Below are 14051 nucleotides of genomic sequence, written 5' to 3'. Positions count from 1 at the left end.
ACCGTAGCCCTACAATTTGGGATAATTTATTTTCTGGAGTTCCCTTATCCTATGGATTTGAGGATAGCAAAATTCTGGAGGTTGTGAGTAAATGCCAATTTTCGTCAAAATTGAAACGGGCAAAGTTGATAAACCTACCTTTGACAAATATGTACCTGCCCATAAAGCTTACGTTGAGGATTTAATTACTAAAGGACATAAAGCCAGAACTGGTTACTGGGCAGAATTCGGCGGCGGGATGATGGTATTTGAGGCGCAATCAATGACAGAAGCCCAAGAAATTATCGCCCGTGATCCCTTAGTAGCAAACGGTTGTGTGAATTATCAGCTACACGAATGGCGAATTATTGTGGAATAACATCCAATTACGGAATTATTGTGCTACTCTATTAATAGACCTGGACTTATGCGACTTCAACGCCCAAATCTTGTCAGGACCGGAAGGTAGCAGCAATACGGGATGCTTGTGGTAGGCGTAAACTCCGGGTCGCCCTATTTTTAGGAGCGTTCAGCAGCAATGCCTGGTTTTGGAGATATTGTTCAAAAAGCTTTTTACCTCGGTGTTGGTTTAGCTTCTTACGCGGGTGAGAAAGCAGGGGGAAAATTAGCCGAAGTGCGATCGCAAGTCCAAAAACTGGCCGATGAAATGGTGGCAAAGGGCGAAATGACCACAGATGAAGCCCGCCGCTTTGTCGAAGATATGATGAAGCAAGCTCAACAGCCTCCATCATCTACCGCACCTACAGACAAAACACCGCCTGCTGAACCTCGTCGCATCGAAATTGTCGAGGAAGATGAAGAACCAACGGTCAAAGATTCCTCCCCAACTGATGATGTAGATGGATTGCGTAACCAAGTGCTAGAACTGCAAGAAGAGTTAAAACGGTTGCAACGCAATGACTAGTCAATAGCAGTAATTTAGCCATAGCACAAACAAAGTAAATTTTTGCATATACTTGAACTAGGATCTACCTAGTAAATCATGGCGGGAATCCAAAATCCTTTGTGAACTTTCAGCTAAGATACTAGTACTTCCAGCCAGGTCACACTGAGCGCTCTATTCATCAGCCAGTAAAGGTGTCAAGTTTATGGACAATTGGCAAAAAGATTTGATCGACATCATTGAGACTGTGGCTGAGGAAGTAGAGCAGTTTTTCCTGGGAATGAGTGACATGGTAGATGCTTTTTTGGAACTCACAGAAGAAATTACTGAACAGGTACAAACTACAATTGCGACTGAAGTTGACCAGTATTTACAAGATTTAGCCGAGCCAATGTTTGAGGCTTACTGGGAACTAGAAGATGTAGTTACAGATTTAGATCCGGGTTTTCCCTATTCAGTGGAAGCCACAGCAGAAAAAAATCCGGCTTGTATCGGTTGTACCCATTACCACGGACAAGCTTATGGTGGTAATTTATTAGTCTGTGCCATGCATCCTCACGGCTGGGATGATAATAATTGTCCAGACTGGGAACAGGATTAGGGACAAGGGAAGGTGGACAAAAACAATTGTACAGACGCGATTAATCGCGTCTCTGCCCAATGCCCAATGCCCAATGCCCAATGCCCAATGCCCAATTACAACTGACTATTTGACAAATGACAACTGACACCAAAGAAATGAAATATGGCGAACGCGAGATTGCGGAAGGACAATTAATTACCTTTCCGAATCCGCGTGTGGGTAGGCGATATGAGGTTAGCATTACTTTACCGGAGTTTACTTGTAAATGTCCGTTTTCTGGCTATCCGGATTTTGCGACGATTTATATTACCTACGTCCCCGATGAGCGGGTAGTGGAGTTAAAAGCGCTGAAGCTTTATATTAACAGTTACCGCGATCGCTATATTTCTCACGAGGAATCTGCAAATCAAATTCTTGATGATTTTGTCGCTGCTTGCGATCCTTTAGAGGTGACAGTCAAAGCAGATTTTACTCCCCGTGGGAATGTGCATACTGTGGTGGAAGTACGTCATCAAAAATAATACCTAAATTATCTCGTTGACTGTTGACTGTTGACTGTTGACAGTTAAGAGTCATTAGGGGTGGGTTTAACCAACATATCTGTTTTCAAGCATGAATATTTGACAAAACCCGCCCGTACAATAGTGAAAAAGAGGAATGGAATATTTTTTTTAATTAGAAATGCCAAATGGCGTATACTTCCCTCCCAAACCCTCAACAATCGATTGGGTATTTGCAATCAGCATTTTTTGATAGGTATCGGCATCACTCCCTGCTTCTCCTAAACTATCAGCATAGAGTTCTCTGTCTGAAACCTTGACATTAGCATTTTTCGCTACTGCTGTAATTAACTTGGCATCATTTGTTACCTCTGCAAAAATCGTCGGTACGCCAGTTTTTTGAATATCTTTCACCAATGCACTCACCCTGGCGGCTGTGGGTGCGGCTTCAGTGCTAATTCCCCCTAATGCTTGTTCTACAGGGATACCATAGGCTTGAGCGTAATAACCTAAAGCATCGTGAGTTGTGACTAACTTGCGATTTTTTGGTGGAATTGTTGCTACTTCCGATTTAATCCAGGTGTCGATTTTGCTAATTTCGTTAGTAACTTTTTGAGTATTTTCACTATATAAATTAGCATTTTCTGGTTTTAATTTACTCAAACTGTCGCCAATTACCTTCGCTATGGCTACCCCATTTTGAGCATTATGCCAAACATGGGGATCGGTGACAGTTTTGCCATCTTCTGCAAACTTTTGCGGGTTGGGAACAGCTAGTTCGTTCACTGCGACTTTGGTAGCTGGGTTAGAAGTTGCTTTGATCAACTTAATTAACTCCGGTTCAAAGTCATAACCGCCATATAATATCAATTTAGCTTGTTCAATGGCTTTGCGATCGCCTGGTTTAGCTTGGTAAACATGAGGATCGGAACCAGGCTGAATCAAACATTGCAGATTCACTGTTGTGGCGGCTATTTGTTTGGTTAAATCGCAAAGTATCGTATTAGTTGCTACCACCAACGGAACTTCGCTGGCGGCGGTAGCTGGGTTTGCAGTTGCAATGGAAGCAGCGCTGTCTACTGGTTTTGTTTGTTGTGTTGTGGTTGGTGTCGCCTCGCATCCCAGTAAGCTGAAGGTAAGAGCTAATACCATCAGTCCTTTATTTTGTCGATTTTCTAACATTGTTGATACTCAGAAATATGATTATGATTATCATTATCATAAAATCGGAGTCTCAGGGACTTTTAAGTAAAAAAATATTCCATTGCTATTTGTTCATTGTTGACTGTTGACTGTTAACTGTGAACCGTCAACACTTCGACTGCGCGGTAGTTGAGCGAAGCCGAAACTACCCCGCAGTCAAAACTCAATAACCGCAGTCAACGACTTTAATGGAATAATTTATTTTTTGGAGTTACCTAATGTTAGAAGTTCGTCATTTAGCAGTTAACTACAGAGGCGTTTGTGCGGTGACTGATGTCAGTTTCCGCCTAGAACCAGGACAAATCGTTGGTGTCATCGGCCCCAATGGTGCGGGTAAAAGTACGATGGTGAAAGCGATTTTGGGTTTAATTCCCCGTGAAAGTGGGGTAGTTAAATTTCGTAACGGTTCCTTGAAACAGCATTTGGCGCAAATTGCTTATGTACCGCAAAAAAGTCAAATTGATTGGGATTACCCGATTACAGTGTTTAATGTGGTGATGATGGCGAGAACTAGACATACAGGGTGGTTTCGTTCCCATTCTCGCCAATCCCAAGCCATAGTCAGAGAAGCTTTAGAACGTGTGGGGATGTGGGAATTGCGTCAGCGTCAGATTGGGGAATTATCGGGAGGACAACAGCAAAGAGTATTTTTAGCGCGATCGCTTGCCCAACAAGCTGAGTTATTCTTTTTTGATGAGCCATTTGTCGGTGTAGACAAAAAAACCGAGGCGGTAATTTTTGAAGTATTTAACGAACTGAAATATCAAAATAAAACCTTGATGGTGATTGGTCACGATTTGGGCGAAGTTTCCCGCAGATATGACCGATTTTTACTTCTCAATAAAACCATTATTGCTGATGGAAATAGTGCAGAAGTCATAAATGCTAAAAATATTCAAAAAGCCTATGGTGATGGAGTCTTTTTTCTCCGCAGTGAATTAATTTAATTAGAACTGATGCACAAAAAATCAAACTCTTATCTCTCTGCGTTCTCTGTCTTGAAAAGTTGTTCATGGGGGAAACCCCCAAGACCACACTTTTCGCTGTGTCCTCTGCGGTTAAAATTCTCTTAAAGTTACGTAATACCTGTTAATTAATGTGGAGTTTATTTAATGTTAAATCTACTTTTAGAGCCGCTACAATTTGAATTTATGCGCAACGCCTTATTTACATCCATAATGCTGGGGGTATTGTGTGCTGTTGTCGGTAGCTATTTGATTGTACAACGCATGGGATTATTAGGAGATGTGATTGCTCATGCTGTTTTACCAGGATTAGCGATCGCCTTTTTTTTTGGTGTCGATATTTTTATCGGTGCGTTCATTTCTGGTACAATCAGTACCTTGATTATTGCCTGGATTGAAACTCAGTCACGGGTAAAAGTTGATGTAGCAATGGCAATGGTTTTTTCAGGTTTTTTAGCATTAGGAATTATGCTAATTACAATATTAAAAAGTCAAATAGACCTGCATAGTTTTTTATTTGGCGATATTTTAGGCGTAACTACATCTGATGTTGCACGTACTTTAATAATTACAATAATTGTTTTACTAGGTGTAAAATTATTTTACAAAGAATTATTATTTTACACCTTTGATGCTTTAGCCGCGCAAGCAATAGGATTACCTGTAAATTTAATGCAAATCGGTTTAATTTCCGCCATTACTCTGACCATCATTGCTAGTATGCAAGCAGTGGGAGTAGTTTTAGTAGTATCACTATTAATTGGGCCTGCTATCACAGCTTATTTATTAGTCAAAGAATTACATCAAATGATGTTTTTAGGAGCAATTATTGGTATAGTTGGCAGCGTGAGCGGCATGTATATCAGCTATTATTTAAATGTGCCATCAGGAGCCGCAATTGTTCTAGTCATATCTGGACTATTTTTATTAGCGCTTTTATTAAGCCCATCACAGGGAATTCTCACGAGACCAGAAATGGCTCATCAAAGAGCTAGACTAATTCAACAATTGACATCTGCAAAAAAGAAATGAGTTAATTTTAGATTTTAGGTTTATTCTTTGTAGAATATACAAATTCTCTATGAAGATGAGCTTTTATTTATAAAATGAACCGCCAAGTACGCCAAGTAAGAAGGAGTAATGATTAAGCTCAATTTCACAGAGAATTGCTATTAGTTTTTGTAGAGCAAATATGAATTAACTTGCTCTTTGGCTAGTTTAGACTTTAAATGTTAAATCTTCTCCTGAAGGAGAGGCTACGCCAACAACCCAAAATCTAAAATCTAGAATTCGGTTACAGATATGGCTACAGCATTAAAAAAACAACTTCTTGCACCAGTGTGACAAGCAATATCACCAACTTGCTCAACTTTCAACAAAATGGTATCTCCATCACAATCATAAAAAAGCTGTTGGACTTTTTGAATATGCCCAGATGTCGCCCCTTTATGCCATAATTGGCAACGCGACCGACTCCAATAATGAGCTTCACCAGTAGCGAGTGTTTTTTCAATTGATTCCCGGTTCATCCAAGCCATCATTAAAACTGTACCATCGCGGTAATCTTGGGCGATAGCTGGAATCAAACCTTGGTCGTTAAACTGCAAATTGTTCAACATTTGATTAACTGCTTTTAAATAACTTGTTTAGCAATTACAACCTCTTCTAAGCGGTGAAGCAATTCATCCAGATTCATAGTTCCTAAATCTCCGCCGAGTCTAGTTCTGACGCTCAGATTTTGATTTTCTACTTCTTTTTTACCGACAACAGCCACAACAGGAATTTTCTCTAATTCGGCTGTACGAATTTGTTTTCCTAATCGCTCACCACTGTTGTCTATTTCGGCTCTTATCCCAGCTTTTTTTAAAGCAATTACTACAGATTCAGCATATTCTCGCACATCATCACTCACAGGTAATAAGCGTACTTGAATTGGGGCTAACCATAAGGGAAAATCACCAGCATAGTTTTCTACTAAAATGCCAAAAAACCTTTCTAAAGAACCAAAAATAGCCCGATGAATCATAATCGGTCGTTGACGACTACCATCAGCTGCAATATATTCCATATCAAAACGTTCTGGTAAATTAAAATCTACCTGAATTGTGGAACATTGCCACAAACGACCGATAGCATCTTGGATTTTAATATCAATTTTGGGGCCATAAAAAGCACCACCACCTTCATCAACAACATAATTCCAGCCTTTAGCATCTAAAGCTTGTTTGAGCGCTGATGTTGCTAACTCCCAGACTGTATCTGTTCCTACTGATTTATCTGGACGGGTAGAAAGATTAACTTCATAATTTTTAAAGCCAAAATCTGACAAAATCTGTTCTGTAAGATTTAAAACTTTGAGAATTTCTTCAGCGATTTGGTGAGGTAAACAGAAAATATGTGCATCGTCTTGGGTAAATCCTCTCACCCGCATCAAACCATGTAAAGCCCCGGAGCGTTCATAGCGATAAACTGTACCTAATTCTGCCAATCTTAAGGGTAATTCGCGATAGGAATGGAGTTGATGCTTGTAAGTTAAAACATGAAAGGGACAATTCATCGGCTTAATTTGATAAGCCTGATTTTCTACATCCATCGAGTCAAACATATTCTCTTGATAAAAGTCAAAATGACCCGATGTTTTCCATAAATCAAGATTGGCTATATGGGGAGTGTAGAGTAATTGATATCCTGATTCTAGATGGGCTTTGCGCCAATAATCTTCAATAATGTAGCGAATATTTGCACCTTTGGGATGCCAAAAAACTAATCCCCCACCAGCTGCTTCTTGAATACTAAATAAGTTCAGTTCTTGACCTAATTTTCTATGATCTCGGCGTAAGGCTTCTTCTCTTTGTTTGAGATATGCTGCTAATTGGGCGGGAGTTTCCCAAGCTGTACCATAAATACGTTGTAGTTGGGGCTTGGTTTCATCTCCTTGCCAATAAGCGCCAGCAATATTTAATAATTTAAAAGCATCAGGTTGAATTTCACCAGTAAAATTAATGTGAGGCCCTGCACATAAATCCCACCAATAATTATTGTTAGGTTGAATATCTGTAATAAATAAAGAAGATTCTGGTGTCCCAACATCAGGACTACCAATAAAGTAACGAGTAATTGTTTCTGCTGGTGGAATCCGGTCGAGAATTTCTAATTTATAAGGTTCGTTTAATTCGGTAATTTCAGCGCGAATTTCTGCTCTTTCTACCTCTTCGCGAATGATAGGAAGATTCGCTTTGATTATCCGCACCATTTGTTGCTCAATTTTTCCCAAATCATCAGGGGTAATACTAACTGGACAATCAAAATCGTAATAAAAGCCGTTTTCTATAACTGGGCCAGTTGCTACTTTAGTCCCAGGAAATAGCTTTTGCACCGCCATCGCCATGATATGGGCGCAGGTGTGACGAATTCGCAGCAGTTTCTCACTGTCTTCCTGGGATAGGTTTTCCTGGGGTTTATTTAAGGAACTGACCATAGTTAAACTATAATGATAATCGTTATCATTATACGCCAAAACACAGAAAATTCCCCACCATGAGGGTGGGGAGTCGGTTAAAAAAATCTACTTTTTGCCAAAACCTTGACCTCGCTTCCCCTTTTTCCAAATAATTAACTCACCATTATTCCCACCGGCGGCTAATAAATGTCCTTGGGGATGCCAAGATAGACAAGAGAAACCATTTGCAGCACCATCAAGAACTTGAGATATACGCTTACCCTTATTCGAGAGACAAACCCAACCATCTTCAGCAGCAGAAGCTAACAGGTGAGTGTGGGGTTGAAATTGGAGCGATCGCACTGTATCTTGATGTACTGTGAGAACTTGCGCTTCCCAATCATCAGATTTTTTTTCCCACACCACCACACCTTCGGCGCTAGCAGCAGCCAAAAGCGGTGCGCCAGATTTTGTGGCTGTATCTGACCATGTTAAATCACGAATTTTACCCGGAAAGCCGCGCATCATCCAAGGGTTGGGATTCTCCCATTCTAAAACAGTAATTGAACGATCCATATTCGCAGAAGCGATATATTTACCATCCGGCGACCAAGTTATCATCAAACTTGCAGACTCAACAGGTAACAAAGAAGGTTCATCATTCCAATTTTCCGCCATCCATATTTTTACCTCTTGATAACCAGCAACAGCTAAACTTTCCCCGTTGGGATGCCAATTAATATCAAGTACAGAGGAAGTATTAAAATTTAGTATCGCCTCAAGTTCACCAATTTCTGCATTCCATATCTGCACGATGCGACCTAAACTAAAAGCCAGTAGATTGCTGTTTGGACTCCACACCATTCTGTCAATCCAAGCACCATCATTCTTCCGTACACTGACTAATTCTGGCTGCTGGGACTGTAAACGCCAAATTTTCACCTCTCCATTTTGCCCAGTTGCAGCGAGAAATTGACCATCCCAAGAAAAAGCCAGACAATCTAAAGATTCTCCATTTCCTGGTAGGAGAGAAATTCCCTCAACTCCTTCTCCCACCAACCACATCATCACCTCGCCATGCGCAGAACAAGCGGCGAGAATATCACCTTGAGGAGACCAAGTAACTGCTGTAACATAATCTGACAGCATTCCTCGCCACTGCTGCTCAAATTCTCCTTGTATCTTTGCTTTTAAACTAGACACGCCCAAAAACCTCTTGACTGATATCTTGCACCTACACCCTATAAGGGTGAGGCTATACAACCAAAGCCTGCCTACGCAGGCTGATAAACTTCGTTTTTCGTTTTATTGCGAAAATGACATGTTTATTGAAAAGAAGTTATTTCAGTATAAATACTTTAGTCCAAGATGTGAGTTGATAACTCTGCGTACCTCTGAGTGCAAAACAATAATTTACCCAAGTAGTTACACAAAAATCACCAATGACGGTTGTACGGGCGGGTTCACAGATATCCTCGTGGATCAACAATGATCTAAATAAACCCGCCCCTACTGTTGACTCTAAAGCAACATCAACGCTACTTCCTTAGCAAAATAAGTCAAAATCAAATCAGCACCAGCCCGTTTCATACTGGTTAAAGTTTCTAAAATCACCTTTTTCTCATCAATCCAACCATTTTGCGCCGCAGCTTTAATCATGGCGTACTCACCACTGACGTTATACGCAGCTACGGGTAAATTAGTATAATCTCTTACCTTTTTGATAATATCCAAATAAGCCAAAGCCGGCTTAACCATGACAATATCTGCACCTTCAGCAATATCTAGGGCTACTTCCTTGATTGCTTCCCGTGAATTTGCGGCATCCATTTGGTATGTTTTTTTATCGCCAAACTTAGGCGCAGAATCTAATGCATCGCGAAAAGGCCCGTAATATGCAGAGGCGTATTTTGCTGAGTATGCCAAAATTCTGACATCAAAATATCCAGCTGCATCTAATCCCCGACGGATAGCGCCAACTCTACCATCCATCATATCGGAAGGCGCAACCATATCAGACCCGGCTTCAGCTTGGGACACTGCCATTTTCACTAATACTTCGACTGTGGGGTCGTTGAGAATCACGCCATTTTCATCGACAATGCCATCATGACCGTGGGTAGTAAATGGGTCAAGGGCGACATCGGTAATTACTAAGATATCAGGCACAGCTTGTTTAATTGCCTTGATGGTGCGCTGTACCAATCCTTCAGGGTTGTAGCTCTCCGTACCAGTATCGTCTTTTTTAATTTCTGGAATCACGGGAAATAATGCGATCGCATTTATCCCCAATCGAGATACTTCCGCAATTTCATTGACTAACAAATCTAGACTATATCGATAACATCCCGGCATGGAAGCAATTTCCACTTTTTGCGCTTCTCCTTCCATGACAAACATCGGATAAATCAAGTCATCCACAGTCAATGTTGTTTCCTGAACCATGCGACGTAAGGTAGCAGTGCGACGCAAGCGCCGAGGGCGATGTACTGGGGTAGTAGGAGTAAGATTTTCTGATGACATGAGATTTGAAAACGATTATCGCTAACATATAATGATAATCGTTTTCATTGTCCGCACCGCAAAATACTTTCACAAAAAAATAGCAATCCGGTTATTCTGCTTTTAAGTTGCACAATCCATCGTGAGGGCTGTCAACAGTCAACAGTCAACAGTCAACAGTCAACAGTCAACAGTCAACAGTCAACAGTCAACAGTCAACAGTCAACAGCCCCTATTAATAGTTATGCAATATTGAACAGCCCGAACCTACAAATCGCGCCATAATTGAGTTATTGGTCACGATAATGGTGTACAAATTTGAACAATTGAGCCGTAAAGAGGTTGAATCAATGTTAGGAATTACGCTTCAAGAAACGAGAGTGTACCGGGAAATTAAGGAAGAAGGAGAAAGAGCGCTGGTTATCCGTCTATTAACTCGGCGGGTGGGAGAATTACCTCAAGAGGTGCGTGAAAAAGTTGAATCTCTTCCCCTAGAACAATTAGAGAATCTAGGGGAAGCACTGCTAGATTTTACTAGTTTGGCTGATTTGCAAGCTTGGTTAGAAGCATAAATTATGGCTGCACTAAAGATAGAATGATCCCAACTAGGGAACCAACAAGTAGAACCATACCGCTAAGAGAACTGATACCAAAGCCAACTATACGTTTTTCCGCAGCTTGATAATATCCCCAAGCGTAAACAATTCGTCCTACCAGCCAAACTGCACCAATACCAGCTGCCCATAACGGGTTAACGTAAAAAGAGAATAACCATAAACCCGGTAAGAACAGAACTATTTGCTCTAGAGTATTTTGCTGAACGCGCAACACTCGCTCAAAGTTCGGATCTCCTGTCATTTGTGGAGGTGGTACTTTATATTTACCTCTCGCTCGACCAACATTAATTGTAATGACTAAGTAGAGTACCAGTGTCAAAGCAGTTATCAGACTAGTCCAGGGTGACATATCAATGCAAATCTTTGTGTACCAAAAAAGTATACTTAATGTTGATGATTGACGGTTGACTTACTTAAAGACAAGCTGATAGGCGACAACTGACGCATTCCAGAAACTAAACTTAAGCCACCCATACCAAACACGAACCAAGGTACTAATGATTCTAAAGATCGCACTTCCCGTGCAGTTTTTGCTGGTTGCTTGGGATCGTAACGCACAACTACGATTTTGCCTTTAATTACTTTAGAAGAATCACGATGACCTGTAAATTGAACGCGATCGCCTTTAGCGGAAAACTCGATAATTGGTGCATAGGTGTCTTTTTGCTGATTCTTACTATCGCGTTCCCGATAATGGGCATTATCCACAACTGTACCCTGTGTTTCTATGAAGTGGGCACGCTCATATGTTATTTGGTGGTTGACGTAAAAACCTCCCCCAATCATCAGCAATCCAAATAACACCAGGTAAGTTCCACTCCATTTATCTTCAAATGTAACTTGCCGAATTTTAATATTCATGGATTTGGCAATCCCAAGTAAATATAAGTTTTATTACTGCATTCAGTCTTGCTTTATAGCTTCACGAATACAGACTATTTACTTAACGGTAAATCTATCATTAATTATGTGAACTACCTTTCGTAGATTGAAAAGTCTGGTTAAACCCCTTACTTACTCCATAGTGGATAGTTTTAAATTCTACAATGTTGGTGCTGGGATTGTAGAGAGTGTAGATGGCTTTCCCTGGATTGCGTCCCACATTACCCACGCCTATAACTTGACTGGGTGTAATGTTGACGGTTTGGGAAACTGGGGGACTATCAAGGGTGGTAACCCCTGTGGTGATGGAACCTGCTTGTAATTCGTATTGAAAAGCTAACCCAGAACGACCGCAAAATAAATTATGGGCTTGCATTCGTGACAGGCGATCGCACATTACAATTGCAGAAGTATCTGGTGTCAGTTCCTCATCTACAGATACCGTTGTTCCATGAATTAGCAAACAATCCAGTTCAAAAAAACCAAAATCCAGATTTCTGATCCATTGTACTGTTTGGCGAGAAACACTATCCCAAAGTAATTTGGCTGTATCTCCTCCATATTTAGCCATCAATTCCGTCGGTTCTCCCGTCGCACCTAAACAATGCAAAATCAAGCATTGTTCTTCCCACCATCCCTTACAAATCTGAGGTATTAACTCACCACGGCGAGGTTTACGCACCCGTTCTACCAACTGTTCCGATTCTGCTGTCGGCCCTACTAAATCACCCAGAATATACAAAGCCTCTATTACCCGACTTTGACGTTTAATATCAGCCATCACAGCCTCATAAGCTGCCAAATTACCCTCAATTCCACTCAAAATAGCCCATTTCATACAATTTTAGATTTTAGATTTTAGATTTTAAATTACTTGTCCCCCTTCCCTTGTCTCCCTCACCGCGTACACACATGAGTCGGATCATCCGCCCGTTCCGCAAACTCTAAACCCCGCGCTAAACGCCAAGCAAAAATTGCTGGTAAGCCCTTTTCAATAATCGCCGCACAAGTTTTTTGATAATCATAAGGGACTTCACGCAAAATTACGGCTTGAGTATCTGTGTCATAAATTATATATGTGGCATTGGGTCGCCCATGTCTTGGTTCTCCCACAGAACCAACATTAATAATTCGTTTTAAGGATGTATTAAAACTCTTTTCTTGGGCTTTTTCACCTTCAATTTGCACGCTAACTTTTAACTTACCTGCATCTAAATTGCGAACATAAGGAACATGAGTATGACCGCAAAATAGCACATCTGCATTTACAGATAGTACCCTTTCTAAAGCCACAAAAGCATCAAGTTCTGGTAATAAATACTCGTGATTACTGTGAGGACTACCATGTACAAAAACAAGATTTTCGTGACGCAAACTGTAAGGTAATTGGGCAAGAAATTCGCGGTTTTCTGGGTGAATTTCTTTGTTAGTCCACTCATGAGCTAAATGTCCGCGTTTCTCAGCTAATAATGAGGGATAACTACAGTCACAAGCGTTCAAGCCTTCCACAATATCGTCATCCCAACAACCAGCACAAGTGGGAATATCTAAAGAACGAATTTGTGCTACTACTGCATTTGGATGGGGGCCATATCCGACTAAATCACCAACACAATAAATTTGTTCAGCTTTGTGTTTATCTATATCTAATAAAACAGCATCTAAGGCTTCATAATTACCATGAATACATGATATTACCGCTATTTTCATGCTTCTATTTCCTCAGCCAGCAATTGTTTAGTTTGTTCTTGGTAATTTAAAATTGCCATATCCGATAAACAGCAATCTCCCAATGTTTGAGTTACAGTAGCTTCATCTAAGTCTTGAGCAAAAACTTCTATCCCACTAAAACGTTGTGGTCTACCTTCTAAATGACGAGGTAAGTCGAATTCGAGAAAGTCATTTTTGGGAACGCCAGCCACATAATCTGCGTATAAATACCGCCCATCTGCAATATTAAAAATGCCTTTTGCACGGATGACTTGACCATAAGCGCCATGTGTCATTTCATACCAAAATTCGTCTAAACTGTTTTCATCCAAAACTTCGCCAGTGCTGGAGGCACGCCAAATTCTAGCTTGTGTTGCAGTATTGGAGATATTTGCCCCTGGTATAATTTTGTTAGCCCATTCATGCCATTCGGAATCTTGCAGGTTTGGGGGTAGAATTGCGATCGCCTGATAATGTAAATTATCTAAAATCTGGGTAACTGCGCTTAACTCTAAGTAAAACCCCAATTCTAGATAAACCGCATCAGCTAAGGCTAGTTGATTCAAAAACTCAACTCTTTCGCTATCATTAAAAACCTTCACCGTGGGAAATTCTGCTACAAGGCGAGTTTGGTCTATAGGAACAGCCCCCGTACCCGGACTAAAATACAATACTTTGTCTCTCTGTTGTAATCTCAACTGTTGCTCAATCCAAGTGGTTTTTCCACAGCCAACAGGCCCAGCAACAACGGTAATTAAAGGTATCAT

16 protein-coding genes, 1 other RNA gene and 1 pseudogene are annotated in these 14051 nt (G+C 40.8%); 8 read left to right on the top strand and 10 right to left on the bottom strand.

The window, feature by feature from the left end:
- Positions 1 to 91 precede the first annotated feature (91 nt).
- From AACW45_RS17590 to queF, 5 genes are all read left to right on the top strand, one after another.
- A complete protein-coding gene (locus tag AACW45_RS17590) occupies positions 92 to 358 on the top strand; it encodes a YciI family protein (RefSeq protein ID WP_190633803.1) in 267 nt (88 codons plus the stop codon).
- A 37-nt stretch (positions 359 to 395) separates the two neighbouring features.
- Positions 396 to 492, top strand: an RNA gene (gene ffs, locus AACW45_RS17585) — signal recognition particle sRNA small type.
- Positions 493 to 517: 25 nt separating this feature from the next.
- Positions 518 to 904, top strand: a complete 387-nt coding sequence (locus AACW45_RS17580) for a phasin family protein (protein WP_190633802.1) — start codon at positions 518 to 520, stop codon at positions 902 to 904.
- A gap of 184 nt (positions 905 to 1088) precedes the next feature.
- Positions 1089 to 1484, top strand: a complete 396-nt coding sequence (locus AACW45_RS17575; protein ID WP_190633801.1) for a hypothetical protein — start codon at positions 1089 to 1091, stop codon at positions 1482 to 1484.
- A gap of 116 nt (positions 1485 to 1600) precedes the next feature.
- Positions 1601 to 1987, top strand: a complete 387-nt coding sequence (gene queF, locus AACW45_RS17570; protein WP_190633800.1) for a preQ(1) synthase — start codon at positions 1601 to 1603, stop codon at positions 1985 to 1987.
- A gap of 150 nt (positions 1988 to 2137) precedes the next feature.
- On the opposite strand, the gene AACW45_RS17565 is transcribed toward queF, so the two are convergent.
- Positions 2138 to 3148, bottom strand: a complete 1011-nt coding sequence (locus AACW45_RS17565; RefSeq protein WP_190633799.1) for a metal ABC transporter solute-binding protein, Zn/Mn family — start codon at positions 3146 to 3148, stop codon at positions 2138 to 2140.
- 239 nt (positions 3149 to 3387) lie between these two features.
- Between AACW45_RS17565 and AACW45_RS17560 the strand changes: the two genes are divergently transcribed.
- Entirely contained in the window at positions 3388 to 4116 is a 729-nt protein-coding gene (locus AACW45_RS17560; protein WP_190633798.1) for a metal ABC transporter ATP-binding protein, read from the top strand.
- Between the two features lie 165 nt (positions 4117 to 4281).
- Entirely contained in the window at positions 4282 to 5166 is an 885-nt protein-coding gene (locus AACW45_RS17555) for a metal ABC transporter permease (protein WP_190633797.1), read from the top strand.
- A 251-nt stretch (positions 5167 to 5417) separates the two neighbouring features.
- Here AACW45_RS17555 and hisI read toward each other — a convergent pair whose 3' ends face one another.
- From hisI to hemB, 4 genes are all read right to left on the bottom strand, one after another.
- Positions 5418 to 5753 (bottom strand): phosphoribosyl-AMP cyclohydrolase, encoded by a 336-nt coding sequence (gene hisI / locus AACW45_RS17550; protein ID WP_190633796.1) that lies wholly within the window; start codon positions 5751 to 5753, stop codon positions 5418 to 5420.
- Between the two features lie 14 nt (positions 5754 to 5767).
- On the bottom strand, positions 5768 to 7612 hold the full coding sequence (thrS, locus tag AACW45_RS17545) for a threonine--tRNA ligase (RefSeq protein WP_190633795.1): 1845 nt from the start codon (positions 7610 to 7612) through the stop codon (positions 5768 to 5770).
- A gap of 87 nt (positions 7613 to 7699) precedes the next feature.
- Complete coding sequence (locus AACW45_RS17540; RefSeq protein ID WP_242045708.1) at positions 7700 to 8782, bottom strand: WD40 repeat domain-containing protein; 1083 nt, start codon at positions 8780 to 8782, stop codon at positions 7700 to 7702.
- A 312-nt stretch (positions 8783 to 9094) separates the two neighbouring features.
- Positions 9095 to 10096, bottom strand: a complete 1002-nt coding sequence (gene hemB / locus AACW45_RS17535) for a porphobilinogen synthase (RefSeq protein ID WP_190633794.1) — start codon at positions 10094 to 10096, stop codon at positions 9095 to 9097.
- A 233-nt stretch (positions 10097 to 10329) separates the two neighbouring features.
- On the opposite strand from hemB, the pseudogene AACW45_RS17530 reads away from it, so the two are divergent.
- Positions 10330 to 10647 (top strand): annotated as a pseudogene (locus tag AACW45_RS17530) (DUF4351 domain-containing protein); the annotation flags it as partial.
- Between the two features lies 1 nt (position 10648).
- Here the strand turns inward: AACW45_RS17530 and AACW45_RS17525 are convergent.
- The 5 genes from AACW45_RS17525 to AACW45_RS17505 all read right to left on the bottom strand — a co-directional run bounded on the left by AACW45_RS17525 (position 10649) and on the right by AACW45_RS17505 (position 14051).
- Entirely contained in the window at positions 10649 to 11041 is a 393-nt protein-coding gene (locus AACW45_RS17525; RefSeq protein WP_190633792.1) for an MAPEG family protein, read from the bottom strand.
- Positions 11042 to 11076: 35 nt separating this feature from the next.
- Entirely contained in the window at positions 11077 to 11553 is a 477-nt protein-coding gene (locus tag AACW45_RS17520) for a DUF3592 domain-containing protein (protein WP_190633791.1), read from the bottom strand.
- Between the two features lie 100 nt (positions 11554 to 11653).
- Complete coding sequence (locus AACW45_RS17515) at positions 11654 to 12412, bottom strand: metallophosphatase (protein WP_190633790.1); 759 nt, start codon at positions 12410 to 12412, stop codon at positions 11654 to 11656.
- Between the two features lie 59 nt (positions 12413 to 12471).
- Positions 12472 to 13284 carry a metallophosphoesterase family protein gene (locus tag AACW45_RS17510; protein ID WP_190633789.1) on the bottom strand — a complete coding sequence of 271 codons (813 nt, stop codon included), beginning with the start codon at positions 13282 to 13284 and terminating at the stop codon, positions 12472 to 12474.
- Positions 13281 to 14051 (bottom strand): CobW C-terminal domain-containing protein, encoded by a 771-nt coding sequence (locus tag AACW45_RS17505; RefSeq protein ID WP_190633788.1) that lies wholly within the window; start codon positions 14049 to 14051, stop codon positions 13281 to 13283. The genes AACW45_RS17510 and AACW45_RS17505 overlap by 4 nt, the downstream gene beginning before the upstream one ends.

Origin of the sequence: Calothrix sp. FACHB-168 (assembly GCF_963889195.1) — a bacterium.
GTDB classification, from domain to species: Bacteria; Cyanobacteriota; Cyanobacteriia; order Cyanobacteriales; family Nostocaceae; genus Aulosira; species Aulosira anomala_A.
Note: the sequence above shows the minus strand (reverse complement) of the source record. Positions and strands in the feature narration are given on the sequence as shown.

What these genes read in the sequence shown, in the direction of transcription:
- AACW45_RS17555 (WP_190633797.1), top strand. Translation starts at nt 4,282, where the DNA reads ATGTTAAATCTACTTTTAGAGCCGCTACAATTTGAATTTATGCGCAAC.
- AACW45_RS17520 (WP_190633791.1), bottom strand. Translation starts at nt 11,553, where the DNA reads ATGAATATTAAAATTCGGCAAGTTACATTTGAAGATAAATGGAGTGGA.
- thrS (WP_190633795.1), bottom strand. Translation starts at nt 7,612, where the DNA reads ATGGTCAGTTCCTTAAATAAACCCCAGGAAAACCTATCCCAGGAAGAC.
- AACW45_RS17590 (WP_190633803.1), top strand. Translation starts at nt 92, where the DNA reads ATGCCAATTTTCGTCAAAATTGAAACGGGCAAAGTTGATAAACCTACC.
- hemB (WP_190633794.1), bottom strand. Translation starts at nt 10,096, where the DNA reads ATGTCATCAGAAAATCTTACTCCTACTACCCCAGTACATCGCCCTCGG.
- AACW45_RS17560 (WP_190633798.1), top strand. Translation starts at nt 3,388, where the DNA reads ATGTTAGAAGTTCGTCATTTAGCAGTTAACTACAGAGGCGTTTGTGCG.
- AACW45_RS17525 (WP_190633792.1), bottom strand. Translation starts at nt 11,041, where the DNA reads ATGTCACCCTGGACTAGTCTGATAACTGCTTTGACACTGGTACTCTAC.
- AACW45_RS17575 (WP_190633801.1), top strand. Translation starts at nt 1,089, where the DNA reads ATGGACAATTGGCAAAAAGATTTGATCGACATCATTGAGACTGTGGCT.
- AACW45_RS17580 (WP_190633802.1), top strand. Translation starts at nt 518, where the DNA reads ATGCCTGGTTTTGGAGATATTGTTCAAAAAGCTTTTTACCTCGGTGTT.
- hisI (WP_190633796.1), bottom strand. Translation starts at nt 5,753, where the DNA reads ATGTTGAACAATTTGCAGTTTAACGACCAAGGTTTGATTCCAGCTATC.
- AACW45_RS17515 (WP_190633790.1), bottom strand. Translation starts at nt 12,412, where the DNA reads ATGAAATGGGCTATTTTGAGTGGAATTGAGGGTAATTTGGCAGCTTAT.
- AACW45_RS17565 (WP_190633799.1), bottom strand. Translation starts at nt 3,148, where the DNA reads ATGTTAGAAAATCGACAAAATAAAGGACTGATGGTATTAGCTCTTACC.
- AACW45_RS17510 (WP_190633789.1), bottom strand. Translation starts at nt 13,284, where the DNA reads ATGAAAATAGCGGTAATATCATGTATTCATGGTAATTATGAAGCCTTA.
- queF (WP_190633800.1), top strand. Translation starts at nt 1,601, where the DNA reads ATGACAACTGACACCAAAGAAATGAAATATGGCGAACGCGAGATTGCG.
- AACW45_RS17505 (WP_190633788.1), bottom strand. Translation starts at nt 14,051, where the DNA reads ATGATACCTTTAATTACCGTTGTTGCTGGGCCTGTTGGCTGTGGAAAA.